The 23,196-nt window shown below is 63.8% G+C and carries 21 protein-coding genes and 1 tRNA gene; 8 read left to right on the plus strand and 14 right to left on the minus strand.

Annotation, left to right across the window (positions count from 1 at the left end):
• Positions 1-45: 45 nt before the first annotated feature.
• Complete coding sequence (pilB, locus tag ACZ0AE_RS15520) at positions 46-1,773, minus strand: type IV-A pilus assembly ATPase PilB (protein WP_463601542.1); 1,728 nt, start codon at positions 1,771-1,773, stop codon at positions 46-48.
• Positions 1,774-1,919: 146 nt separating this feature from the next.
• Between pilB and ACZ0AE_RS15525 the strand changes: the two genes are divergently transcribed.
• Genes ACZ0AE_RS15525 through ACZ0AE_RS15535 form a run of 3 tightly spaced genes read left to right on the plus strand, consistent with a single transcriptional unit; the run spans position 1,920 to position 5,316 of the window.
• Positions 1,920-2,795, plus strand: coding sequence for a glycosyltransferase family 2 protein (locus tag ACZ0AE_RS15525; protein WP_463601543.1), 876 nt, complete (start codon positions 1,920-1,922; stop codon positions 2,793-2,795).
• Complete coding sequence (locus ACZ0AE_RS15530; RefSeq protein ID WP_463601544.1) at positions 2,792-4,060, plus strand: glycosyltransferase; 1,269 nt, start codon at positions 2,792-2,794, stop codon at positions 4,058-4,060. Before ACZ0AE_RS15525 ends, ACZ0AE_RS15530 begins: the two co-directional genes overlap by 4 nt.
• A gap of 26 nt (positions 4,061-4,086) precedes the next feature.
• Positions 4,087-5,316: a lipopolysaccharide biosynthesis protein gene (locus ACZ0AE_RS15535; RefSeq protein WP_463601545.1), complete on the plus strand. Its 1,230-nt coding sequence runs from the start codon at positions 4,087-4,089 to the stop codon at positions 5,314-5,316.
• On the opposite strand, the gene ACZ0AE_RS15540 is transcribed toward ACZ0AE_RS15535, so the two are convergent.
• Together ACZ0AE_RS15540 and ACZ0AE_RS15545 are read right to left on the minus strand one after the other, a co-directional pair.
• Positions 5,273-6,418 (minus strand): glycosyltransferase, encoded by a 1,146-nt coding sequence (locus tag ACZ0AE_RS15540; RefSeq protein ID WP_463601546.1) that lies wholly within the window; start codon positions 6,416-6,418, stop codon positions 5,273-5,275. The two genes, ACZ0AE_RS15535 and ACZ0AE_RS15540, sit on opposite strands and share 44 nt — an antisense overlap.
• Positions 6,415-7,311, minus strand: coding sequence for an FkbM family methyltransferase (locus ACZ0AE_RS15545; protein WP_463601547.1), 897 nt, complete (start codon positions 7,309-7,311; stop codon positions 6,415-6,417). The genes ACZ0AE_RS15540 and ACZ0AE_RS15545 overlap by 4 nt, the downstream gene beginning before the upstream one ends.
• Before the next feature lie 87 nt (positions 7,312-7,398).
• On the opposite strand from ACZ0AE_RS15545, the gene ACZ0AE_RS15550 reads away from it, so the two are divergent.
• Positions 7,399-8,538: a glycosyltransferase gene (locus ACZ0AE_RS15550; RefSeq protein WP_463601548.1), complete on the plus strand. Its 1,140-nt coding sequence runs from the start codon at positions 7,399-7,401 to the stop codon at positions 8,536-8,538.
• On the opposite strand, the gene ACZ0AE_RS15555 is transcribed toward ACZ0AE_RS15550, so the two are convergent.
• The 3 genes from ACZ0AE_RS15555 to ACZ0AE_RS15565 all read right to left on the minus strand — a co-directional run bounded on the left by ACZ0AE_RS15555 (position 8,514) and on the right by ACZ0AE_RS15565 (position 11,344).
• Positions 8,514-8,930 carry a pilin gene (locus ACZ0AE_RS15555; RefSeq protein WP_463601549.1) on the minus strand — a complete coding sequence of 139 codons (417 nt, stop codon included), beginning with the start codon at positions 8,928-8,930 and terminating at the stop codon, positions 8,514-8,516. The genes ACZ0AE_RS15550 and ACZ0AE_RS15555 overlap by 25 nt on opposite strands.
• Before the next feature lie 15 nt (positions 8,931-8,945).
• Positions 8,946-10,832, minus strand: coding sequence for a hypothetical protein (locus ACZ0AE_RS15560; protein ID WP_463601550.1), 1,887 nt, complete (start codon positions 10,830-10,832; stop codon positions 8,946-8,948).
• A 77-nt stretch (positions 10,833-10,909) separates the two neighbouring features.
• On the minus strand, positions 10,910-11,344 hold the full coding sequence (locus tag ACZ0AE_RS15565; RefSeq protein WP_463601551.1) for a pilin: 435 nt from the start codon (positions 11,342-11,344) through the stop codon (positions 10,910-10,912).
• Positions 11,345-11,703: 359 nt separating this feature from the next.
• Between ACZ0AE_RS15565 and ACZ0AE_RS15570 the strand changes: the two genes are divergently transcribed.
• The 3 genes from ACZ0AE_RS15570 to coaE are packed head-to-tail and all read left to right on the plus strand — an operon-like array spanning position 11,704 to position 14,459.
• Positions 11,704-12,960: a type II secretion system F family protein gene (locus tag ACZ0AE_RS15570; RefSeq protein WP_463601552.1), complete on the plus strand. Its 1,257-nt coding sequence runs from the start codon at positions 11,704-11,706 to the stop codon at positions 12,958-12,960.
• Positions 12,961-12,967: 7 nt separating this feature from the next.
• Complete coding sequence (locus tag ACZ0AE_RS15575; RefSeq protein WP_354286766.1) at positions 12,968-13,831, plus strand: prepilin peptidase; 864 nt, start codon at positions 12,968-12,970, stop codon at positions 13,829-13,831.
• A 10-nt stretch (positions 13,832-13,841) separates the two neighbouring features.
• Entirely contained in the window at positions 13,842-14,459 is a 618-nt protein-coding gene (coaE, locus tag ACZ0AE_RS15580) for a dephospho-CoA kinase (RefSeq protein WP_463601553.1), read from the plus strand.
• A gap of 95 nt (positions 14,460-14,554) precedes the next feature.
• Here the strand turns inward: coaE and ACZ0AE_RS15585 are convergent, their stop codons facing one another.
• The 6 genes from ACZ0AE_RS15585 to ACZ0AE_RS15610 all read right to left on the minus strand — a co-directional run bounded on the left by ACZ0AE_RS15585 (position 14,555) and on the right by ACZ0AE_RS15610 (position 20,058).
• On the minus strand, positions 14,555-15,922 hold the full coding sequence (locus ACZ0AE_RS15585; RefSeq protein WP_051598742.1) for a sensor histidine kinase: 1,368 nt from the start codon (positions 15,920-15,922) through the stop codon (positions 14,555-14,557).
• A complete protein-coding gene (locus ACZ0AE_RS15590; RefSeq protein WP_017356179.1) occupies positions 15,885-16,562 on the minus strand; it encodes a response regulator transcription factor in 678 nt (225 codons plus the stop codon). Before ACZ0AE_RS15590 ends, ACZ0AE_RS15585 begins: the two co-directional genes overlap by 38 nt.
• Before the next feature lie 139 nt (positions 16,563-16,701).
• On the minus strand, positions 16,702-17,178 hold the full coding sequence (locus ACZ0AE_RS15595) for a hypothetical protein (protein WP_463601554.1): 477 nt from the start codon (positions 17,176-17,178) through the stop codon (positions 16,702-16,704).
• A gap of 252 nt (positions 17,179-17,430) precedes the next feature.
• Positions 17,431-18,324 (minus strand): 30S ribosomal protein S6--L-glutamate ligase, encoded by an 894-nt coding sequence (gene rimK, locus ACZ0AE_RS15600; RefSeq protein ID WP_038686616.1) that lies wholly within the window; start codon positions 18,322-18,324, stop codon positions 17,431-17,433.
• Between the two features lie 101 nt (positions 18,325-18,425).
• Positions 18,426-19,625: a hypothetical protein gene (locus ACZ0AE_RS15605; RefSeq protein ID WP_463601555.1), complete on the minus strand. Its 1,200-nt coding sequence runs from the start codon at positions 19,623-19,625 to the stop codon at positions 18,426-18,428.
• Positions 19,609-20,058 carry a hypothetical protein gene (locus ACZ0AE_RS15610; protein ID WP_038686611.1) on the minus strand — a complete coding sequence of 150 codons (450 nt, stop codon included), beginning with the start codon at positions 20,056-20,058 and terminating at the stop codon, positions 19,609-19,611. Before ACZ0AE_RS15610 ends, ACZ0AE_RS15605 begins: the two co-directional genes overlap by 17 nt.
• Before the next feature lie 93 nt (positions 20,059-20,151).
• Between ACZ0AE_RS15610 and ACZ0AE_RS15615 the strand changes: the two genes are divergently transcribed.
• Positions 20,152-20,931 carry a hypothetical protein gene (locus ACZ0AE_RS15615; protein WP_463601556.1) on the plus strand — a complete coding sequence of 260 codons (780 nt, stop codon included), beginning with the start codon at positions 20,152-20,154 and terminating at the stop codon, positions 20,929-20,931.
• Positions 20,932-21,117: 186 nt separating this feature from the next.
• On the opposite strand, the gene ACZ0AE_RS15620 is transcribed toward ACZ0AE_RS15615, so the two are convergent.
• Positions 21,118-21,191: transfer RNA gene (locus ACZ0AE_RS15620), tRNA-Gly, on the minus strand.
• Between the two features lie 124 nt (positions 21,192-21,315).
• Positions 21,316-23,145, minus strand: a complete 1,830-nt coding sequence (locus tag ACZ0AE_RS15625) for an autotransporter outer membrane beta-barrel domain-containing protein (protein WP_463601557.1) — start codon at positions 23,143-23,145, stop codon at positions 21,316-21,318.
• Positions 23,146-23,196: the final 51 nt, after the last annotated feature.

Genomic DNA, 23,196 nt, shown 5'->3' on the forward strand with positions numbered 1-23,196 from the left:
AAGGCCCGCATCCGCGGGCCTTTTCCGTCCAACCGCACCCGCCAATCAATCCTTGGTAACGCGATTGATCTCAGCCAGGCTGGTCGTACCCGCCGCCGCCTTGACCAGCGCCGACTGCCGCAGGTCATTCACCCCGGCGCGCTGCGCGGCCTCGGCAATCTGGATGGCGTTGCCACCGGCCAGCACGATCACCGAGATTTCCTCACTCATCGGCATCACCTGGTAGATACCGGTACGGCCCTTGTAGCCCTCGGTGCACTCCTCGCACCCCACCGGCTCGAACAGGCGGATGCCTGCATCGATCTGCGCCTGGGTGAAGCCTTCGGCCAGCAACGCATGCGCCGGCAGCTCGATCGGCCGCTTGCAGTTGCTGCACAGCCGCCGGGCCAGACGCTGCGCGATCACCAGCGTGACCGAACTGGTGATGTTGAACGGTGCGATGCCCATGTTCATCAGGCGCGCGATGGTCTGCGGCGCATCGTTGGTATGCAGCGTGGACAGCACCATGTGGCCGGTCTGCGCGGCCTTGATCGCGATCTCGGCGGTTTCAAGGTCGCGGATTTCGCCGACCATGATGATGTCCGGATCCTGGCGCAGGAACGAACGCAGCGCCGCGGCGAAGGTCATGCCGCGCTTGTTGTTCTGCTGCACCTGGTTGACACCGGGCAGGCGGATTTCGACCGGGTCTTCGGCGGTAGAAATGTTGCGCGTTTCATCGTTGAGGATGCCCAGCGCGGTATACAGCGACACCGTCTTGCCCGAGCCGGTCGGGCCGGTCACCAGCACCATGCCGTAGGGCTTGTGGATGGCCTCCAGGAACAGCTGCTGCTGCGCCGGCTCGTAGCCCAGCTTATCGATGCCCAGCTTGGCCGCGCTGCCATCCAGGATACGCAGCACGATCTTCTCGCCGAACAGCGTGGGCAGCGTGCTCACGCGGAAGTCGATCTGGCGGGTCTTGGACAGGTTGAGCTTGATGCGCCCATCCTGCGGCACGCGCTTTTCAGCGATGTCCAGCTGCGACATCACCTTCAGGCGCGCCGCGATGCGCTGGTTGAGCTTGACCGGGGCCTTGGCCACGTTCTTGAGCAGGCCATCGATGCGGAAGCGCACCCGGTAATCGTCTTCGTACGGCTCGAAATGGATGTCCGAGGCGCCCTTGCGGATCGCATCGATCAGCACCTTGTTGACGAACTTCACCACCGGGGTGTCGTCGCCCTTGGCGTCTACGCCGGAGTCGGTGGAGCCGCCCTCCTCGTCACCGCCAGCGACGTCCAGGTCGCCCATGCCGTCATCGTCGCCGCCCAGCGCCGAGCCCAGCGTGTCGTGCTTGGACTGCCACTGTTCCAGCGTACGCTTGATCTGCTCCTCGTCGACCAGGATCGGCTCCACCACCAGGTTGGTGTGGAACTTGATCTCGTCCAGTGAGTGGGTGGGATCGCTGGTACCCACGAACAGCTTGCCGCCGCGCTTGAACAGCGGCAGGACACGGTGCTTGCGGAGGAGTTCTTCGCTGACCAGGCTGATGGCGTTCTGGGCGCCGTCGAAAATGGAGACGTCGAGCAGCGGCATGCCGAACTCGAGGGCATTGGCCGCCGCCAGCTGGGCTGCGGTGACCAGCTTCTTCTCCGCGAACCATTGCGGAAGGGGCTGCTTGGCGGCACCAGCCTTGGCCATGGCGTCGCGGGCCGTAGCCTCGTCGAGCACACCGTCTTGGACCAGGCGGCGGGCGATGCCGGTAATCCCGACTAGATTCGCAGTGATGACGGCGTTCATTGGATCAATTTTCCCAGGTCATGGCCAAAGATTACTTCATATTCAATGCTGACTGGGTCCCGCGCCCCTCCCTGCCGACTCACCTCGACCCTCCCCTCGGCGTTGGCGCCGGGTTAACATTGGGCCGGGGAATCGGGGAAAACAACGTGGAACGCATCAGCATCATCCTGCCTGCCAAGAACGAAGCGGAGGGTCTGCGCCGCACATTGCCGGCGTTGCACAAGCTCTATCCGGAGGCTGAACTCATCGTGGTCGATGACGGTTCCACCGACGCCACCGCCGAAATCGGCCGCACCCATGGTGCCAAAGTGTTGTCCAGCCCGTATTCCATGGGCAATGGAGCGGCGATCAAGCGCGGCGCCCGGGCTGCTACGGGGGATGTCCTTGTGTTCATGGATGCAGACGGCCAGCATGATCCGGCGTACATCCACGCGCTGTTGGGAAAGCTCGCCGAGGGCTACGACATGGTAGTGGGCGCGCGCGACAGCAGTGGCCAGGCCAATCTTCACCGGGGTCTGGCCAACCGGTTCTATAACTGGCTTGCGAGCCAGATGACCGGTTTTCGCATCCTGGACCTCACGTCAGGCTTCCGCGCCGCCCGTGCCCATCGCTTCCGGGAGTTCCTGCATCTTCTGCCAAACGGCTTCAGTTACCCAACCACCAGCACCATGGCCTTCTTCCGAAGCGCCTACCCGGTCGCCTATGTGCCCATTCCCGTGTCAAAACGGGTCGGCAACGGCAGTCATATTCGTCCGATCAAGGATGGTGTTCGGTTCCTGCTTATCATATTCAAGATCGCCACGCTGTACTCCCCGTTGAAACTGTTCGCACCGATCGCAGCAGCCTTCTTTCTGCTGGGAGTGGGCTACTACGGCTATACGTTCACCACCATGCATCGTTTCACCAACATGAGCGCGCTGCTGTTCAGCGCTTCGGTGATTGTCTTCTTGATCGGGTTGATCTCTGAACAGATCACCGGATTGACCTACCTCGCCGCGCGGGATGGGCGGAACCGGGAATGAGCGGGTCGGCTTCCGCCCAAACAGCCGGACGCCGACCTCGCCTGCTGGTGCTGGCCTCCACGTATCCGCGCTGGCGCGCTGACCCTGAGCCGGGATTCGTGCATGAGCTGAGCCGACGCCTTGCCAAACAGTTCGACGTCACCGTGTTGTGTCCGCATGCCAAAAATGCACTGCCGCGCGAGCGGCTGAATGGGGTGGATGTGGTGCGCTATCGGTATGCGCCAGCCCGGCTGGAGCGGCTGGTCAACGATGGCGGCATTGTCGGCAATCTGCGTCACCGGCCGTGGACGGCGCTACTGCTCCCTGGCTTCCTGCTTGCACAGGCATGGGCACTGCGCCGCTTGCTTGCCGACATCCGGCCGGACGTCATTCATGCGCATTGGATAGTGCCCCAGGGATCGATGGTGGCCCTGCTGGGCTGGATGGGCGTCCGTACACCGCCCACGTTGGTGACATCGCACGGCGCCGACCTGTTCGCTCTGCGTGGCCGCCTGCCGATGTGGCTCAAGCGGCAGACCATGCGGCGGGTGCAAGCTAGTTCAGTCGTCAGCAGCGCCATGCATGAATCGATGGCGGCACTCGGGGTAGATCCGGATCATGTTGTCGTCGCACCGATGGGTGTGGATCTACAAGGCCGTTTCACCCCCTGTGCGAAAACGCCGCGGGCGCGCAGCGCGCTGCTGTTTGTTGGACGCCTTGTCGAGAAGAAAGGCTTGACTCACCTACTCGACGCACTACCTATGGTGCTGCAGCGCCATCCCGACGTGGTGCTGGAGATCGTGGGTTTTGGTCCGGAGCTGAAGCGCTGCCAGCAGCAGGTCAAGCGCTTGGGAATCGACGCCCACGTGCGTTTCCTCGGTGCGCTATCGCAGGATGCGCTTCCTGAGATTTTCCGGCGCAGCACAATGCTAGTGGCGCCGTTCGTAGAGGCGCGCTCGGGTGATCAAGAAGGACTGGGGCTGGTAATGGTGGAAGCGCTGGGTTGCGGCTGCCCGGTGGTAACCACGCAGCTGCCCGCCATTCGCGAACTGCAGGACGGTGCGTGGCCTCCATATCTGGCCAAGCCGGGTGATCCGCTCACGCTGGCCATGCAGATCAATGCACTGCTTGACGATCCCGAGGCGGGCCTAACCTGGGTGGAACAGTTGCGCCCGTCGCTCCTGCAGCGTTTTGATTACCAGTCTGTCGCCAATGGTTATGCGGCACGACTCCTGCGCCTGGTCAGCGCTCCGGAACAACACGACCGATTGCCTGCCGCACGATGAAATGGCCCCTGTCGCCGGGAAAGCTGGTGCGCACTTCCCTGCAGGTGATGATCTGGCAGGGCGTCCGCCTGGTTTGTCTGGCTGGCTGGATCGTCATGGCTGCACGAACTTTGGGCGCGCAGGACTACGGCGTCTTCTCCGGCATTGCCGGTACCGCCTCGGCCCTGGCTGGGCTGGCGGGCCTGGGCAGCGGCATGCTCATGTTCCAGTACAGCGCATCGGACCACGCGAAGTTCTCCCGATACTGGAAGCAGACATGGGTGCTGTGCGGCCTCACGTCGTTGCCACTGGCACTGCTCCTGTTCCCCTCCGTTCTGGGATCTGCGTCCATCTCTACCATCGGCATCGCCCTCATCGCCGCGTCGGAGATTCTGGCATTTCCTTTCGTCACCAATGCCGCCTTTGCATTCTCGGCGCATGAGCGCATGGGATGGGCGGCCGCATTGCCTGCCATCAGTGCATTGTTACGGCTGATCGCCATCAGCGTGTTCGGGCTGCTTCCCATCGACCGGGACCTGGACCATTACTTGCTGCTGCATTTGCTCTCGTCCCTCTCCGGCGCCGCATTCGCACTGTTTGCGGTGCGTCGACTACTGAAGCCCGCGCGAATCCCCTTGCGCATCCGCCCAAGCGACCTGCGCCATGGCGCTGGTCATGCTGCAAGTTGGACCTCTGCGACAGCGGTGACCACATTGGACAAGTCATTCGTGCTTCGCGCTGGTGGTGATACGACGGCAGGCCTCTACACGGCCTGCTACAGGATCGCAGCCGTTGCGGCGATGCCGTTGGACGCCATGGTGATGTCAGCAATGCCCCGCCTGTTCCGCGCCCGCGAAGAAGGCGCCCGCCATGGGCGCTTGGTACTGGCGATGATGTCCGCCGCCGTAGGCTACTCGGCGGTGGTGGCACTGCTTTTGTGGTGGGGCGCGGTGTTGCTGCCGCGCCTGCTCGGCCCGGATTTCGCTCCCGCCGCTGCCGCCCTCCGCTGGATGGGCTTGTTCATCCTGGCCTACAGTCTGCGCCAGATTGCCTGCCATGCCCTGGTGGGTCGCGGATTCAAATTACGCAAGTCCATGATCGAAGCCGGGGGGCTGCTCGTGATGGCAACACTGAGCGCATGGCTGATTCCCGTGTATGGCTTGGCCGGCGCCGTGTGGATGGGAATCCATGCCGAGGCAGGCATGGCGCTCGCCGCCTGGTCCACCTTGTTGGTCAGCGGACGTAAGCAGGCTCACTCCGCCCAGACACCGAAGTGAATACTTCCACATACGCATCCACCGCACGATCAATCGAGAATTCTGCGGCTCGGCCCAGTAAGGCCCGGGGATCGACGTGGAAACGCCCCGCCAGGCTGGACAGCAGTGCCTCTCCCAGCGCCTGCGGATCGCCAACCGGTACCAGCTGACCATAGCGGCCATGATCAAGAATCTCAGCAGGACCGCTGGGACAATCGGTCGCGACGATCTGGGTCGCGCACTGCATGGCTTCGACCAGAACGTTGCCAAAGCCTTCGTAATCCGATGGTAGTGCCAAAACATCACTGTGCTGAATCCAGGGTAGTACGTCAGCGACCCGCCCTACCAGCTGGCACTCGGCGTCCACACCATGGGCCATGATCCACCCACGAAGTGGCACGGCCATTCCTCCATCACCTACAACCAACAGGCGCACGGGGTGCTGCGCCCTGACCTGCAGAAACGCTGCGAACAGCAGGTCCAGCCGCTTTTCCTGGGACAGTCGTCCAACGAAAATCACCACCGGGACGCCATCCTGAGCAAACGGCCAAGCGTCGGGTCGTGGCCGTGCCGGCACTATTCGCGTGGAATGGCCAGCCGCTACGATTGGATTGTGGATCACCCGGATCGCCGATGCCGGCAAGCCGAGCTCTGCGCACATATCAGCCGCTACCGCTGCGGATACGGCAACAATTGCATCTGCCGTGGGGAATCCCAACCGCATGGCACAACGGACGCATTCCAGCTTCAGTCGGCGCAGGCCCCGTGCTCCGGTGCGAGGCCCGGAGATGGCCAGATGCTGCGTCACCACCACTGCACTTCGCATACGCAGAAGTCGGCGCCAAAGCAGCACCCACACCGCGATATCGTTGGAAGTGGTCACCAACACCCCGGGGGGACGCATCCGCATCCACTTCGGCAGGCGCCACAGAAAATCCCAGGCACCGCGGGGCGCGATACAGTACATGCGGAGGTTGGGGTGGGGCTGGAGATCGGAAGCCACGATCTGCCTGCCGGCAACAATTTCCACTGTCTTGCCACGCTTCGCCAGCGCCTCGGCCAGATTGACCTGGACCCGCTCCAGCCCACCGGCATCCAACCGACTCAGCAGAAGTGAGATCATCGAACTTCTGTAACCTCGCGTACGCCTTCCTCTGGAAGACAGATGACATCCTGATATTCGGTGAGCGCATCGACGTCGATTGCCGTCAATCGCCCGCCCTCTTCAAGCCGATGGAAGCGATAGCCAAGGGGCGACAGCAGGTCGAGGATGTCCCGACCCTGGTAGCCGGCGATCCGAGCCGAGCGCTCCTGCACCTCAACTGCCACGATGGGACGGAAACGCTCAAGTGCCCGCATTGCGCCTTTCAGGCAAGGCAGTTCACCGCCTTCAATGTCCACTTTCAAAATATCCATGCGCTGCAGGTCCAGCGTTTCGACTACTTCGTCCAACGTCACGACATCAATCAGCCCCAGAACTCTGTTCGTATTCGGATCGCCGTGCAGACTGCCCAACCCGCGGTGCGATTCGACCACGTCATGCTGACCGCATGACTCGTAGATGTTGAACTGACCGGCGCTGTCCGCAAGCCCCTGACGACGCACCTCCACCACAGACTGCAGCGCATTGCGTTGAAGATTACGCTCAAGCTCCTCGGCGATCGCTGCGACAGGCTCGAACGCGATCACACGCCCCTTTACCCCTACCCGGGTGGCGCACACCATGCTGATCTCACCAATGTTCGCCCCTACGTCCACAACCACCATGCCCGGCTTCAGTATGCGCTCCAGTACAGCGACCAGCCGAAGGTTGTAATACCCCATCCAGAAGATCCGTCGTTGCATGTGCTCGGCAAGGTCGAGCTCAATCGACAGATGACGGTCAAAATCATCAACGCGCACCACACCTCGTGCACGCCGGAAGAAGCGGCGCATTGCCGATTGCGGGATCGTCGAACCCATGGCCGAAAGGCCATTGCCCAGTGCTCGAAATAGCAACAACAGCTGCAAAATCATTTCTCCCGGATCGTGTCACACTCTGTTACACCCGGCGGCCTGGTTCGCCACCACTGTTCCGGCCAGCCCAACCGCTGGGCGCCCCTGATGAATATACTCGTCCTCTGCAAACGCCAGTACACCGCCCGGGATCTACTGACGGACCGCTATGGGCGCCTGTTCGAGATACCAGAGGGCTTGGCAGCCTTGGGCCACCGTGTACATGGCCTGGCTTCAAGCTATCGGCCCCGGCTGAGCGTCGCACGCTTGGAAACACCGGCAGGCGTAAGCTGGCGATCGGTCAACGCTGTTCCCTGGGGGCCATTCCATGCCACCAGTGCGCTGCGCGACATCGTCGAGGACGCGTCGCCGGATATCATATGGGCAAGTTCAGATGCACTGCATGCGATCTGGGCAAGCGAGGTCGCCGATGCGTTGCAGATCCCGGTGGTGATCGACCTTTACGACAACTACGAGCATTTTGGCCTGAGTCGCCTGCCGTCGGTTGAGCGGAGGTTCCACGCGGCCTGCCAGAGTGCAGCTGGATTGAGCATCGTCAGCAATTCGCTCAAGCGCCATCTCGACGAAACCTGCCAGCCGCGAGGCATTTGTCGCGTGATCGGTAATGGCGTGGACCCCAAGATATTCCATTCACGCTCTCAGCCTGAATGCAGGGCTGCCCTGGGTCTGCCGCATCACGCCAGAATCATGGGTTGCGCCGGTGCAATCCGGCACGATCGCGGCATTGACGACCTGTTCGATGCATTTGAACTACTCGCCCGCGGCGACCCCTCACTTTATCTGGCCTTCGCCGGACCGCGTGATGGGATCCCCATGCGCTACCACCATCCCCGCATTATCGATCTGGGCATCCTGGACTGGCACCAGGTCCCGCTGCTCATAAATTCCCTGGACGTCGTGGTGGTGTGCAACAAGGATTCCAGCTTCGGGCGCTACTGTTCCCCCCTCAAACTCAATGAGGCACTCGCCTGTCAAGTGCCCGTCGTCGCCGCAAGGGTGGGGGATGTCAGCGACATGCTCCGGGCGAATTTGCCTGTTCATGGCTACTCACCAGGCAACGCGGCCGAACTAGCCTTTAAGGTGAAGCAGCTACTAGATCACAGCCGCCCTCCCCCTTCGAGCTTTCCCCCAGCCAATGATTGGTTGAAGCTGGCAATTGACACTGCCGACCTATTGCAACTGGCCTGGCAGCAGCCCACCAATCATCGACAGGATGCTGGCAGGTAACGTTGATCCAGGCCGCCGCAGGCCCAACTCACGCTTCCGGAGCGATCAGTAGCCTGCAGGGTCAAGGTCTGGCCGGCAATCTTGCCGCTAGCGGAACTGGCGAAGGCGACCGTGATCGAACCGGTGCTCTCTACGCTGACAGACGCAACGTACGTGCCCGATACCGATGCTGGGCGCGCCATCCCGGCCGCCGCATTGTCTGCCGGGAACTGACCATGATCGGAGTAATAGGTCGCAATGGCCTCCTTGGCCCCGGTGGATAGCGACAATCCTTCGGCCACTTGCGCTCTGGCCACATAGTCCTGGTAGGCCGGCAGCGCAATCGCTGCCAATATGGCGATGATGGCCACCACGATCATCACCTCGATCAAGGTAAATCCGCGCTGCTTCATTTCTCTTCCCCGATGTCAGCGCTGCGTTGCCAGCCATTGGCGCAGCGCTTGAATGTCTTGGCCATAGGCATGCTGGTTGTCCGCCGCGACCAGCACCCCCAGTGCAGATCGCGCTTCCTTGGACTCAAGCAAGTTTGATGCCAACCCCATCCGGACAAGCCATATCCTGTATCCGATGTCCTGCGGAGAAAGGGCTGCGGCCTCACGGATGAGCAGCATGGCAAGCTGCGGGTCGCTCAGCACGTTAAAAGCATAGTTGGCGTAGATCGCGCGGATTCGAGCCGACGCAGGGTTGGTTTGAGTCAGACGGGGCAGCAGTTGCATTAGTACTTGCATACCGTCTTGGGGACATCGCCGGGAGGCCTGGCATTCCACGATCGCTTCCAGCGCCGAGAACTGCTGCGGCCCCAGTGCGCGGCGGGTCAACTTGCGCTCCAGGCCCGCCCAGGCATCAGGCGGAGCTGGGTGCCCGGCATGGGCTGCCATGATGATCACCGCCTGCTCGGCCAATGGCGAGTTGCCCGGCAGCCCGGCCGCGTGCTCGAACTCCTTCTCCGCCAGCGACCAGGCTGGTGAACGGACGTCATCGTTCGCGGCCGCCAGAAGGATGCGGCCGAACTCATAGCCTGCCCTCGGCGAATCCGGATTTCGGGTTGCCATTGTCATAGCCAAGCGAGCGGGGTCGCTCCAACTCAGTACCTGCACGAATCCCATCGTTGCAACAAAGGTCAGCAATGCTCCCAGTAGAAGCAGGCGCGCACCGGTACCCAGCGGCCTCAATACACAGGCCATCGGTTGTGCCAACGCCAGCAGTACGCCGAACAAAGCAAAGTAGTTGCGGTGCTCGAACACCAATTCGAGCGGGTACACGTTACTCGTCAGTGCGTGCGCGACCAGGAACCAGCCCACGCCGAGGGACAGCAGCGGCCAGCGATGACGTAAGCACCAAGCGAGCAGCACCAAGGCCACCAGGCATATCCACGACCAGACAACCCCCGCATCCAACCCGGAGTGCACAGGGAAATTATCGTAGTAGAACGATAGCGACTCAGGCCAAGGCAACACGATCTGCTTGAGATAGTGAAGCAATACTGGTGCTTGCGTGAGCATGCGCTCGACAAGACTGAAATCACGCGCGGCATAGGTCGCAGGTTCCATCGCAACGGGCAGTACCTTGAGCAGGAACACGGCTGCAGCAGCCGTGGCGCCAATGGCATAGCCCCCCACCAACCACCATTGGCGGCGCCCTTGGCGATCCGCGAATTTCAGGATGAACACTTCCAGCATGAGCGTGTAGCCCGGAACCAGCAGCGCGGTTTCCTTGAAGCCCAGGCCGAGCAAGGTCCCGGCCGCCACGCCGCACCACCATGGAAATGCGCGCCAACCGCGCTGGGAACCTGCTCGCGCTCTCAAGTAGCAGAGTAAGGCGACAAGCACGCCGGTACACGCACCCAGCTCCATCCGCTGCACGACATACAAAACGGTTGAAACCTGCAATGGATGCACCATCCACAGGCATGCGAGCAGCCCTGCCACTGCATCGGCCCGGGGGGCTGCCGCCGCCCAGGCCCGTTGTACCAATGCAAGGACCAGACCGTAAACCAGTACAGTGTTGACCAGGTGCAATGCCAGGCCGGATGCCTTCATTGCCACCGGATTCATGCCGGTGAAGTAGTGATTCAAGGCAAAACTGAGCAAAGCCAAGGGGCGGCCAAAGTCGCTGGTGATCCCCGAAGACACCACTCGCACCAACGATGGCCAGTCCAGGGAGACCAACTTCCAGTCCGGGTCTTCGACCAGATTGGGGAAATCATCGAATACGAATCCGCCGGCAAGACCTTTCCAATACACCAGCAGCCCCACGACCGGCAGCAGCATCAACAGGACAAGCCTTTCGCGCATTGACTTCACTCCGCCTTCTACAAAAAAGAAAGGGTCGCGAAGCGACCCTTTCTCGAACAACCTAGCTCGCCCTGCGATTAACGGCAGGAAGACGGGCGATACTTGGCATCGATGGTGCCGCTGCTCTTGCAATCCCAGGTGATGCTGCCGCCGGCATCGAGCGGGGACAGCACAAAGGTCTTGCCAGCCACCTTGGCGCTGACCGAGCCGGAGCCCTTGAGCATCGCGGTGATCGCGCCAGCGGTACCGACCGTCACGCTGGTCACATACTTGCCGTTGATCGAAGAGGCCGAAGCCAGACCCGCCATGGCGTTGGTGGTCGGGAAGGCGCCCTTGTCAGCGTAGTACTCGGTGACGGCCGTCTTGGCGCCCGAGCTCAGCGTCATCGCTTCGGAGACCTGCGAACGTGCGACGTAGTCCTGATAGGCCGGCAGCGCAATAGCAGCCAGAATGGCAATGATCGCGACAACGATCATCAGTTCGATGAGGGTAAAGCCCTGCTGCTTCTTCATGAGTACATCCCCTAGAGGTAGGTAGAAAGTGAACACTGGGTCGCGGCCTGGCCGGCGGGCCGGCTGAGCTAAGGCGAAGCGCCCGTGCGGGTGGATCAAAGCAGGTTGCGTGCCAACTTATCAGCAATGCTCCCCAGCATTCCCCGCTGCAATGATCGCACCAATCTTCAGGATTGGAACCCCCCTCACAGCAATTTGCGACCAACCCGGCAGAGTGACGTGCTGCGTCACCTTGTGACCCGGGCGGTCCTGGATAAAGGTCACGGTTCCCTTCACGACAGGGATGCCACCAGCCCCCGGAACCGGCTACCATGCGCCGAGATAGCCCGCCTGGGGATGGTGTGGCTGGGGAGCCCTGTATGTCCGTTAGCCGTAGTGCAATCAAAAAAGAGCCCGTGGCGCGAAGCACCATGGAGATGCAGCCGTTTGTCTGGGAGGGGACCGACAAGCGGGGCATCAAGATGAAGGGCGAACAGCCCGCAAAGAATGCCAACCTGCTGCGCGCGGAGCTGCGCAGGCAGGGCATCACGCCCAACGTGGTCAAGCCGAAACCGAAACCGCTGTTCGGGGCTGCCGGAAAAGCGGTGACGCCAAAGGACATTGCGTTCTTCAGCCGCCAGATGGCCACCATGATGAAGTCCGGCGTGCCGATTGTCTCCTCGCTTGAGATCATTGGAGAAGGGCACAAGAATCCTCGGATGAAGAAGATGGTGGGGGCCATCCGTACGGACATCGAGGGGGGCTCATCCCTCTATGAAGCCGTCAGCAAGCATCCGGTCCAGTTCGACGAGCTCTACCGCAATCTGGTCAAGGCCGGCGAAGGCGCAGGCGTGCTGGAAACTGTGCTTGACACGGTGGCAACCTATAAAGAGAACATCGAGGCCCTCAAGGGCAAGATCAAGAAGGCGATGTTCTACCCTGCGATGGTCGTGGTGGTTGCCCTGCTGGTCAGCAGTATCCTGTTGGTGTGGGTAGTGCCACAGTTCGAAGACGTCTTCCGCGGATTTGGCGCCGAGCTTCCCGCGTTCACCCAGATGATCGTCGCCATGTCACGCTTCATGGTGTCGTGGTGGTGGCTTCTGTTGATCGTATCGGTCGGGTCAGTGGTGGGCTTCATCTTTGCGTACAAGCGCTCACCATCAATGCAACATGGAATGGACCGTGCCATCCTGAAGATGCCCGTTCTAGGCCAGATCATGCACAACAGCGCGATCGCCCGCTTCGCTCGGACAACCGCTGTAACCTTCAAGGCAGGCGTGCCCTTGGTCGAGGCGCTAAGCATCGTCGCCGGCGCCACCGGCAACAAAGTCTACGAAGAGGCCGTACTGCGCATGCGTGATGACGTGTCGGTCGGTTACCCGGTCAACATGGGAATGAAACAGACCAATCTTTTCCCGCATATGGTCATCCAGATGACGGCCATCGGCGAAGAGGCAGGCGCCCTGGACACCATGCTATTCAAGGTGGCCGAGTACTATGAGCAGGAAGTAAACAATGCTGTCGACGCATTGAGCAGCCTGCTGGAGCCACTGATCATGATCTTCATTGGTACCATCGTGGGCGGCATGGTGATTGGCATGTACCTGCCCATCTTCAAACTCGCTTCGGTGGTCTGATACACACATGGCATTTCTCGACCAGCATCCCGGCCTCGGCTATCCCGCCGCGGCCGGACTGGGGCTGCTGCTGGGCAGCTTCCTCAACGTAGTCATCCTGCGCCTGCCCAAGCGGCTGGAGTGGCAGTGGAAGCGCGACGCCCGCGAAGTGCTGGAAGAGCCGGACATCTACGAGCCGCCGCCGCCGGGGATCGTGGTGGAGCCGTCGCACTGCCCGCACTGCAAGCACAAGCTTTCCTGGTACGAGAACATCCCGCTGTTCAGCTGGCTGGCCCTGCGTGGCAAGTGCCGCCATTGCCACGCCCCCATCTCGATCCAGTACCCACTGGTGGAGCTGGTGACCGCGCTGCTGGTGCTGGCCAGCGTGTGGCAGTTCGGCTTTGGCTGGCAGGGCTTCGGCGCGATCGTGCTGAGCTGCTTCCTGGTGGCCCTGTCCGGGATCGACCTGCGCACCCAACTGCTGCCGGACCAGTTGACCCTGCCCCTGATGTGGCTGGGCTTGATTGCGGCCAGCGACAATCTCTACATGCCGGCCAAACCGGCCCTGCTGGGCGCCCTGGCCGGCTACCTCTCGCTGTGGTCGGTGTGGTGGCTGTTCAAGCAGATCACCGGCAAGGAAGGCATGGGCCACGGCGATTTCAAGCTGCTGGCCGCGCTGGGGGCCTGGTGTGGCTTGAAGGGCATCCTGCCGATCATCATGCTGTCCTCGATCGTCGGCGCCATCATCGGCTCGATCTGGATCTACTCGCGCGGCCGCGACCGTGCCACGCCCATTCCGTTCGGGCCGTATCTGGCCATCGCCGGCTGGATCGTCTTCATGTGGGGCGAGCAGATCATCAACGCCTACATGGGCTACGCCGGCCTGCGCTGAGGGCCGGCCGATGAGCAGCTACATCATCGGCCTGACCGGCGGCATCGCCGCCGGCAAGAGTGAGCTCAGCCGCCGCTTCGAGGCACTGGGCATCACCGTGGCCGACGCCGACGTGGCGGCCCGCGACGTGGTCGCCCCCGGCAGCGAAGGCCTGGCCCGGATCACCGCACACTTTGGACCCGACATCCTGCTGGCCGATGGCCAGCTGGACCGTGCGGCGCTGCGCGAGCGCATCTTCGCTTCCGCGCAGGAGCGCCAAGCCCTGGAAGCCATTACCCATCCGGCGATCCGGCAGCGGCTGCGCGCCACCTGCGAGCAGGCCGCCGGGCCTTATGCGATGGCCGCCATTCCGCTGCTGGCCGAGGCCGGCGGCCGCCAGCAATACCCCTGGCTCGACCGGGTGCTGGTGGTGGACGTGCCGGTGGCGGTGCAGCACGCACGCCTGCTGCAGCGCGATGGCATTACGGCCGAACTGGCCGACCGGATGATTGCCGCCCAGGCCAGTAGGGAACAGCGCCTGGCCTTGGCCGATGACGTGGTGGTCAATGATGGCCAGCCGGAGCATCTGCAGGCGAAGGTGGAGCAGCTGGACCGCCTGTACCGCGAATTGGCGACCAGCCCCCGGTAGAGCCACCCCATGGGTGGCTGCGCGATGCCCGTATGCCGTGAAGAACAGCCACCCATGGGGTGGCTCTACCCTGCGTCGGAAACGCGGATGCCGCCTTACAGCGCTGGCGCAAACGTCAGTGTGGCCACCACGCCGCGCTCAACACCCGGGCGCACACTCACCTGCCAGCCGTACAGGTCGCACAGCCGGCTGACGATCGACAGGCCGATGCCGCCGCCCTGCGAATGGCCGGCATGGGTGCCGCGGTAGCCGCGCTGGAACAGCTTGGCCGCGTCTTCGGCGCTCAGGCCGGGGCCGCTGTCGATCACGTCCACGCGGTTGCCACTGACCCGCACGCGCACCGAGCCTTCCTGCGAATACTTCACGGCGTTGCCGATCAGGTTGCCCAGCGCGACTGACAAGGCCGATTCGGGCGCATCGATGACCAGATCGCGGTCGCCTTCGAGTACCAGCTCCAGCGGCTTGCCGCCCAGCTGCGCACGGTGCGCGTCCAGCAGCTGCTCGGTCACGCGCGCGACATTGCTGTTGCCCTGCCCGCGCTCGTTGCGCGACAGCAGCAGCAGCGACCCGATCAGGTCGGTGCATTGCTGTTCGGCGCGCTGGATGCGCTGCAGGCGCTGCACCACTTTTTCGTCCAGCCCCGGGCGCGCCAGCAGCAGCTCGGTAGCGCCGCGAATCACCGCCAGCGGCGTGCGCAGTTCGTGGCTGACGTCGGCGTTGAACTCGCGATCGCGCTGCACCACTTCGGTGAGCCGCGACGAATAGTCATCCAGCGCCTGGGCCAACTGGCCCACTTCGTCATCGGGGAAGCGCGGGGCCAACGGCTCCGGTTCGCTGGTGCCGCCGCGATAGGCGCGCAGGCGCGCGGCCAGGTCGGACACCGGCTTCATCACCTTGGACGCCGACCACCAGCCCAGTACCAGCGACAGCACGCTGAAGACCAGGACGGAGAAGAACAGCGCGCGGTTGAGCTGGGCTTCGCCGCGGATGCTCTCGGTCATGTCGTACGCGAGGAAGAACCACGCATCGGGCGTCTTGCGGACGGCCAGCTTGTAGGAAAACGGGCGATTCTCTTCGTCCACCCCGGCCACGTTGTAGTTGCCCGTGGCGTAGGCAGCCCATTCCGGTCGCTCCTCACGTACCCGGTCGAACTTGTCCTTGGGGTAGGCAAACGCGCGCACCTGCTGGAAAGGCACTTCCGGGCTGCGGCCCGGATCGAGTTGATACCGCATCGCGAACTCGTCGATGTTGCGGTTCAACACGTCTTCCACCAGCTGGTTTTCCACGCGTGCGCGGGTCCAGTTGGTGGCAAACGCAAACAGCGCCGTCAGGCACAAGCCCAACAGCGCGAAGGACACGATGATGCGACTGCGCAGCCGACGCCGGTACGGTGCCCGGCGGCGCTCCCCCTTCGCCGTCACCGGATCAGGCTTCCGGGGCGGCGATGCGGTATCCGATGCCATGGCGGGTCTGGATCAACGGCACCTCGAAGGGCTTGTCCACCACTGCGCGCAGGCCGTGGATGTGCACGCGCAGCGAGTCCGAATCCGGCAGCTCCTCGCCCCACACGCGGGTTTCCAGCTCCTGACGGGTCACCACGGCCGGGGCCGCTTCCATCAGCGCCTGCAGGATCTTCAGTGCGGTCGGGTTGAGCTGCAGCAGCTTGCCCTGGCGGCGCACTTCCAGCGTGTCCAGGTTGTATTCCAGGTCGCCGGTTTCCAGCACGCGGGTCTGCACGCCCTTGCCGCGACGCGACAGGGCGTTCAGACGGACTTCGACTTCCTGCAGCGCGAATGGCTTGATCAGGTAGTCGTCCGCGCCGGAATCGAACCCGGCCAGCTTGTTGTCCAGCGAATCCCGTGCGGTCAGCATGAGCACCGGGGTCTGCTTGCGGGCTTCATTGCGAAGCTTGCGGCAGACCTCGATTCCATCCATGCCCGGCAGATTGAGATCCAGCACGATCGCGTCGAACTCATGGACCACGGCCAGATGCAGGCCGGTCACACCATCGGCGGCGAAGTCCACGGTATGCCCGCGGTCTTCAAGATAATCGCCCAGGTTGGCGGCAATGTCGCTGTTGTCTTCAATTACAAGAATTCGCACTGTGACCTCTGTTTCATGAGGGATTGGCCTGGACCGCGATGCTGCGGCACGGAGCCGCAGCATCGATTTCCTTGCGCTGCCTGCTGAACGATACAGGCTTGATTCTTAATAGTAGACACCGAGCGATGCGATGCCCGCGTCATTTTGTCTCGATTTTGATCGTCTGGTTGCCGCGCTGCTGGTTGTCGAGCAGCCTGCGGCTGTCCTCGGTGTCGCGCCGGCGCTGGGCAACCGTGCGGCAGGTGCTCTGCTGCATGTTGCTGCCGGTGACGCGCTCGCGGCGGCAGACCATCCGGCTGTCTTCCTTGGCGCGGGTCATCACGGTATTGACCACTTCCTGGTCGTTGAATATCGCAGTGCGCGCCTGCGGATTGAGCTCATCGAAGCGGCTATGGCCTTCCATCTTCAGCCGGATACGACCGATGGCCTGCTGGACGGTGTTCTTGTCCTCGAGGGTCATCTCACTGTAATTCTCACTGCGAAGGGCGGCTTCCAGGCGATCAAGCTGAGCGGCCGCCGGTTCATCGGGGCTGAGGCGCACAGACTCATCAGTGGACTTCGCCCAGGCACCACCAACGGCAAGCAGGGCCAGAACCAATACGGTGTATCGACGCATTTTCACAACTCCCATCCTTCCATGAACGAAGCGCTGACTTTACGAGTCCACACGGGCCGTAACAAGGGACTGATGGCAGGGGGAGAAGGTTCCCGGACGGCTGGAAAAAGGCCCAGACGGTAAACCGCCTGGGCCTGAAGTGTGTTCCCGATTACCGATCCTGCTGAAGAGGGCAGAGCTGCGGTTCGTAGAAGCCTACGCCGGGGTCGATTAAACCGGTGTTAAGCGCTCCGAAAGGTTTCAGAAAGCCAATCAAGCCTTTGAAATGGAAGGCTTTTTCATGGATGCCACGTGATCGATGATGCGGCCGGCCAAGTCGGCCTGGCAGATTGCCTCGATGCCCTCCAGCCCGGGCGTGGAATTGACCTCCAGCACCAGCGGACCGCGGCTGGAGCGGATCAGGTCGACCCCGGCCACGCTCAACCCCAGCGCCTTGGCCGAGCGCACCGCCACCTGCTGTTCGGCGCGGCTGGCCTTGGCCGCGCGGGCACTGCCGCCAGCATGCAGGTTGGACCGGAAATCCCCGTCCGGGGCTTGGCGCTGCATGGCGCCCACCACCTGGTCGCCGACCACCAAGCAGCGCAGGTCGGCGCCCTGGGCCTCGCCGATGAATTCCTGCATCAGGAAGTTGGCGTACAACCCGCGCAGGGCCTCGACAATGCCGCGCGACGCGCTGGCCTTCTCGGTCAGGATCACCCCCCTGCCCTGGGTGCCCTCATTGAGCTTTACCACGTGCGGCGGCGGGCCGAGCATCGACAACAGGTCGACGGTGTCGTCGGGGTTGTCGCCGAAGACGGTCACCGGCATGTCGATGCCCTTGGAGGCCAGGATCTGGTGTGCACGCAGCTTGTCGCGGGCCCGCAGGATGGCGTCGGAGGGGTTGGGCGTGCGCGCGCCCATCATCTCGAACTGGCGCAACACCGCGGTCCCATAGCGGGTGACCGAGGCCCCGATGCGCGGGATCACCGCATCCACCCCGGTGATCGGGCGGCCCTTGTAATGCATGGTGAAGCCGTCGGCGGCGATCCGCATGTAGCAGCGCAACGGATCGAGCACCCGCACGGTGTGGCCGCGGGTGCGCGCGGCTTCGACCAGGCGGCGCGTGGAGTACAGCTTGCTGTTGCGGGACAGGATGGCGAGTTTCATCGCGGTGCGAAGGGGCGGGAAAGCGCGCAGCATAGCGCGGGGCTACCGTGTCCAGATGACGGTGTGCGCCCGCGCATGCATGCCCCCGGATGAATGCCCGGTCAGCCCTTGGGCACCGCCAGCCGCGCGCGTAGGCCACTGCCGCCCACCGACACTGCGGTCTGCCGCCACTCCACCACCACGTACAGGGGAACGTTCACCAGCGGCTCCCGATGCCAGCCATCGGCGTCTGCCCATTCGGTATAGGCCTGCAATTCCAGACGGCCGTCGTCGCCCGCAGCGAGCACCTCCAGCCAGGCGCTGCGACGCTGCTTGCCCTGCCCGGCAAACACATGGCGCCCCACCGCCTGCCAGCGGCCGTGCCAGTAGACCAGCCACACGCCTTCCACTGGCCGATGGGTGGCGTCCAGGCAGGAGCCGGCCACCACAATGCACTGGCCGCCGGGACTGGCAATGACGTTGTCCAGATCGCAGACGTGGCGCCCGCTGTCAACGCCGTCCAGGGCCAGCGCGTACGGCTGCGTGCGCGTGAACAGCTCCGGGTGTGCGGTCAGCCGCAGGTCGTCGGGCAACAGCAGGCCTGCGCTGAGCTCGCGACCATCGGGCAGGCGGTGACGCAGCTGCGCCTGCATCGGGCTGGCCAAGGCCGGGTCATCAGGCGCCAGCCAAAGGCCGTGGTAAGCAACCAGCGCAGTGGCCACATGCGGCTGGCGCAGCACCCACGCCGCCGCGGCGGCGTCCCCGTCAGCCTGGCGCCGTTCGCCGAGCATCTGCCAGAACACATGGGGGACCGCATTGAAGTGAAGCAGGACCTTGCGCTGCGCGTCATACCCAAGCACCGCCCCACTGCGGTCAACGTAGGCCAACGTGAGGCGCAGCGGCGTTCCTGCCAGGTCGGTCCACGTGCTGCTTCGCGCATTTCCGCCTTCGCAGGCGATGTCACCCACGATCGCACCGTCGCGCAACATCTGGGTGCAGTACGCGGGGCCACCCATGCCCAGCTCGGCCCAGCCCAAGGTCACATCGCCGGTGGGGGGCTGGCGGGCGAAGGGCGACAACGGCGTCGAGTGCAGTGTCGCGCCACCGACCGGCAGCACGTCGCCGGCCAGGTCGAAGCGCTCCAGCACGCTTTGTACGGCAATAGAGGCGGCCAATGCCGCAATCACGCCCAATGGCGACCACCAGGCGATGCACACCGCCACCAGCACCCCAATGGGCAACCAGCGGGTGTAGCGACGCAACGCCGTACGGTCGGCGGGCCCCGGCGAGGGCGACACGGCGCGCTTATTCCCGCGGGACATGCGGCGCATCCATCCGCACCTTTGGGGTGCAGACACTGTCGTACTGCGCGGTGGCCAGCCAGTCGAGGTTGGTTCCTGCCGGAATGCGCGCTACCGGTCCGTCGATGGTGCTGCGCTCCCAACCTTCTCCGCGTCGCCGTGCGGCATATCGCAGGTCCCACTGCCCCTTCTCCAACTGGTACATCGCGACGCTGCCCCGGGTGCAGTCGGCCTCGATCCGGTACGTTTTGTAGCCAGGCACACGCCCTTCCACGCGACGCGTGCCATCGGGCAAGGTGGTGCGCGTCGACACCGTCGCCTGTACGCCGGGCTCGGCCGGAAACTGCTCCAACGGCGGCAGCACCGCCCACGCGGGCGCGACCATTGCGGTGAAGGCGGGCACCAGCAGATACCGCAGTCGAGACGCTGTGCGGTCGACACTGCGACGGATCATGAACGTTCCTTTTTCAGATCGGGCAAGCGGATAGTATGACGGCGGCCCCGTGCCACGATCCCGTCATCCTCACCCGCCGATGCACGGTGAATCGTGTCGACGCCGCGCAGGCCTGCACTCTCCAATGGATTTCCCATGAAACGGATCATTCCCGCCGGCATTGCCCTGCTGAGCCTTCTCCTGTCGGCGACGACACAGGCTGCACCGGGTTCCTTCACCAACTACGGGGATTTCTACCGCTCGCTGGGCGGCAGCCTGTTCCAGGGATCGGGGACGGACATGGCAATGCCCTGCACAGACGCGCCTCGCAACTGCGTCTGGGTGACCTCGATGGGCCAGGCGCTACGACGCTTCGACCAGACGCTCTGGAGCGGGCCGGGCGACCTGGCCATGACAGCCCCTGCCGGCGTACCCGAGGTGGCGTTCGATGGCGAGGCGTTGGTGGTGGGCACGCAGCGCTGGCCCCTGAGCCGTGCGATCAACCTCGCGCCCGCACCGTGGAATGACAACGCGCCGATCGCTCCCGAGAACGTCGCGGTCATGACGCTGTGGCACCGCGGCAGCTCGGTGTGCCTGGACATCCGCCAGGTCAGCAGCGGCAAGGGCGACCGCTACACCAAGGTCCTGCTGCTGCATGAGAAGCAACTCTACGTGCTGCCCCCGCTGTTCGGCACCTGTGCCGCGGTTCGCGAAGCGCCGCACCAGGGGTTCAGCTATCCGAGCAACAGCTACCTGGGCGCGGGGATGGAAACCGATCCGGAAGGCCTGCAGGTGGACTACCTGCTGTCTGACGGCATCACGCGCATCGCGCGATACCGGCTGCGCTTTCCCGACCACGACAATCCCTTCGTGTTCGAGGCCATGCGCGAGTAAGTGGGGATGGCAGCGGCCAACGCGTGCCGATGGCTCCCAAGCGATGTCATTGGAAGTGCCCGGATCTGGCGCCCTGTGTGGATGCCGCACGCGAAAGACGCGATGGCGGTGCGCAGGCAGAAAGAGGGGAATGCGCTTCGTTCAAAGGCTTGCTAGAGCGCCGCAGGCTGCGGCGGAAGCCAATGATGGAGCGGGTGAAGGGAATCGAACCCTCGTCAGTAGCTTGGGAAGCTACAGCTCTACCATTGAGCTACACCCGCGTTGCGCCGGGCAAGTTTATGCGGCGGGGCGGTAAAAACGCAACGGGCGGCACTGGGCCGCCCGTTGCGGCTGGCTTTCGCCAGCCGCCGGCAACGCCCCGTGCGGGGCGTTGCGCGCGGTGGATCAGAAGCTGCCGCTGAAGCTGGCGAACAGCGACACGTCGCGGGCACGCTTCTGCAGCGTGGTGGTGCTCATGCCCACGTTGCTGTTCAGGCCCCACAGGTTCAGGCGCGCACCCAGCACAGCGGTGGCGTAGTTCTTGTCGAACTCCAGGCCCGGCACCTTGTACATGCCCACGTCCGGCATCGACTGCAGCCACGCGCTGGCCTGCTTGCCGTCTTCGAACTCGTGGTCGTAGGTGACCTGCACGTACGGCTTGACGCTGCCGCCGTCGAAACGGGCCTGCCAGCCGATGCGGCCGACGGTGGAATCGACATCCTGGTCGCCATAGCCCAGCGCGGTGGCGCTCGGGTTGCTTTCGGTGTAACCGTCCAGCTTGACCTTCTGCCAGATCACCGCGGCCACCGGGCCATGGCGGAAGCCGCCCTCAGCGCCGAACTCATACCCGGCGTTCAACGCGGCGGTCAGGTTGCTGCCTTCCGGCGAGCCTTCATGGATACGGGTCGCCGGGCCCAGCTGGACCTTGCGGGTGACGTCATAGTCCAGCCAGCTGTAGCTGACCTGGCCGTTGACCCACACGCGCTCGCCGTACCAGCCGGCGAACAGACCCAGCGAGGTATCGGACTGGGTGAAGTCGCCCTTGCTGTTGCCGAAGTCGGCGTCCATGCGGCCATAGCCGGCGAAGCCGCCGACCACCATGCCGTCACGCGCCCAATCCACGCCGAACAGGCCGGCCGGGGCCATGCCGTCGTACAGATCGGCATGCGCGTAGCGCTGCATGTCGCCGCGCAGGTTGCCCCACCAGCTCAGGCCGTCGGCCGGACGGCCGTCCAGATGCCAGCTGACCTGGTCGGCGCGCGAACGACCGATGGTCTGCGCCGAGTGGGTGAGGATCTGCTGGTTGCGCGGGGCTTCCAGGATCGACAGGGTGTACTGGCCCAGCATTTCGTGGGTCGCGTTGGACGGGTGCACGCCATCGGCGAACACGTAGGTATTGTAGGCGTCCGGGGTCGCATAGGCGGCCGGGCTGCAGGTCAGCGAGGTCGCGGTGAGGCAGGCCTTGTCGGTGACATTGACGAAGCCGTAGGTGGACGGGCTGGCGACGATTTCCTGCAGGATGTGGAAGGTGTCCACCGGAATTACCTGCAGGCCGGCCGCTTTCAGGCCACCGAACAGCGCGTCGTTGTAGGCCTTGGCCAGTGCGGTGCCGCCCGCCATGCCAACCGGGCCAGCCGCACGCGCGTCCGGGGTCAGGCCGATGTCGGGAATGGTGGGCACCACCACGTACTGGGCACCGGCCGCCTTCAGGGTGCCGACGATGCCGACCTGATCGGTCACCGCCGCGCCCAGGGTGGCGGCCAGCGGCGCGCCGCGCTGGATGGCGAACAGGTCATTGGCGCCGCCCCATACGGTGTACAGCGCGTTCGGGTCGGCCTTGCCGCCATTGGCGGCCAGGTACTGGTTCATCTGGGTCTTGAGCGAGTACACCGGCACTGCCGGCGTACCCGGCACCAGCACCTGGCTGGTATCCACACCGACCCGGGCGCCGCCGATGGCGTAGTTGTCACCGCCCTGGCCGTTGCCGTGCGCGCCGCCGTTGGTGCCGTAATAGTCGGCCACGTACTCGGACCAGATCCAACCGGGGTTGGTGGTGAACTGGCCGATGATCGGGTTCGCGCTGGCCGGCAGCAGCGGGCGGAAGTAGCCGGCGTCGCTCAGGCTGTCGCCAAATACCACGGTCTTGGTATACGGCGACTGGGCCATGGCCGGCAGGGCGGCCATGGCGATGGCCACGGCCATCAGGGAACGCAGGGGGCGCTTGCTGAGCAGCATGTAAAGCTCCTTGAAGTGGGGGAACAGCCGGACGTACGCCGGCGCACGGTG

Source organism: Stenotrophomonas sp. AC248 (assembly GCF_979258185.1).

Excerpts from the sequence above, each read along its gene's own strand:
- pilB (WP_463601542.1), bottom strand. The coding sequence starts at position 1,773 with ATGAACGCCGTCATCACTGCGAATCTAGTCGGGATTACCGGCATCGCC.
- ACZ0AE_RS15530 (WP_463601544.1), top strand. The coding sequence starts at position 2,792 with ATGAGCGGGTCGGCTTCCGCCCAAACAGCCGGACGCCGACCTCGCCTG.
- ACZ0AE_RS15540 (WP_463601546.1), bottom strand. The coding sequence starts at position 6,418 with ATGATCTCACTTCTGCTGAGTCGGTTGGATGCCGGTGGGCTGGAGCGG.
- ACZ0AE_RS15545 (WP_463601547.1), bottom strand. The coding sequence starts at position 7,311 with ATGATTTTGCAGCTGTTGTTGCTATTTCGAGCACTGGGCAATGGCCTT.
- ACZ0AE_RS15550 (WP_463601548.1), top strand. The coding sequence starts at position 7,399 with ATGAATATACTCGTCCTCTGCAAACGCCAGTACACCGCCCGGGATCTA.
- ACZ0AE_RS15555 (WP_463601549.1), bottom strand. The coding sequence starts at position 8,930 with ATGAAGCAGCGCGGATTTACCTTGATCGAGGTGATGATCGTGGTGGCC.
- ACZ0AE_RS15560 (WP_463601550.1), bottom strand. The coding sequence starts at position 10,832 with ATGCGCGAAAGGCTTGTCCTGTTGATGCTGCTGCCGGTCGTGGGGCTG.
- ACZ0AE_RS15565 (WP_463601551.1), bottom strand. The coding sequence starts at position 11,344 with ATGAAGAAGCAGCAGGGCTTTACCCTCATCGAACTGATGATCGTTGTC.
- ACZ0AE_RS15570 (WP_463601552.1), top strand. The coding sequence starts at position 11,704 with ATGTCCGTTAGCCGTAGTGCAATCAAAAAAGAGCCCGTGGCGCGAAGC.
- ACZ0AE_RS15575 (WP_354286766.1), top strand. The coding sequence starts at position 12,968 with ATGGCATTTCTCGACCAGCATCCCGGCCTCGGCTATCCCGCCGCGGCC.
- coaE (WP_463601553.1), top strand. The coding sequence starts at position 13,842 with ATGAGCAGCTACATCATCGGCCTGACCGGCGGCATCGCCGCCGGCAAG.
- ACZ0AE_RS15585 (WP_051598742.1), bottom strand. The coding sequence starts at position 15,922 with ATGGCATCGGATACCGCATCGCCGCCCCGGAAGCCTGATCCGGTGACG.
- ACZ0AE_RS15595 (WP_463601554.1), bottom strand. The coding sequence starts at position 17,178 with ATGCGTCGATACACCGTATTGGTTCTGGCCCTGCTTGCCGTTGGTGGT.
- rimK (WP_038686616.1), bottom strand. The coding sequence starts at position 18,324 with ATGAAACTCGCCATCCTGTCCCGCAACAGCAAGCTGTACTCCACGCGC.
- ACZ0AE_RS15605 (WP_463601555.1), bottom strand. The coding sequence starts at position 19,625 with ATGTCCCGCGGGAATAAGCGCGCCGTGTCGCCCTCGCCGGGGCCCGCC.
- ACZ0AE_RS15610 (WP_038686611.1), bottom strand. The coding sequence starts at position 20,058 with ATGATCCGTCGCAGTGTCGACCGCACAGCGTCTCGACTGCGGTATCTG.
- ACZ0AE_RS15625 (WP_463601557.1), bottom strand. The coding sequence starts at position 23,145 with ATGCTGCTCAGCAAGCGCCCCCTGCGTTCCCTGATGGCCGTGGCCATC.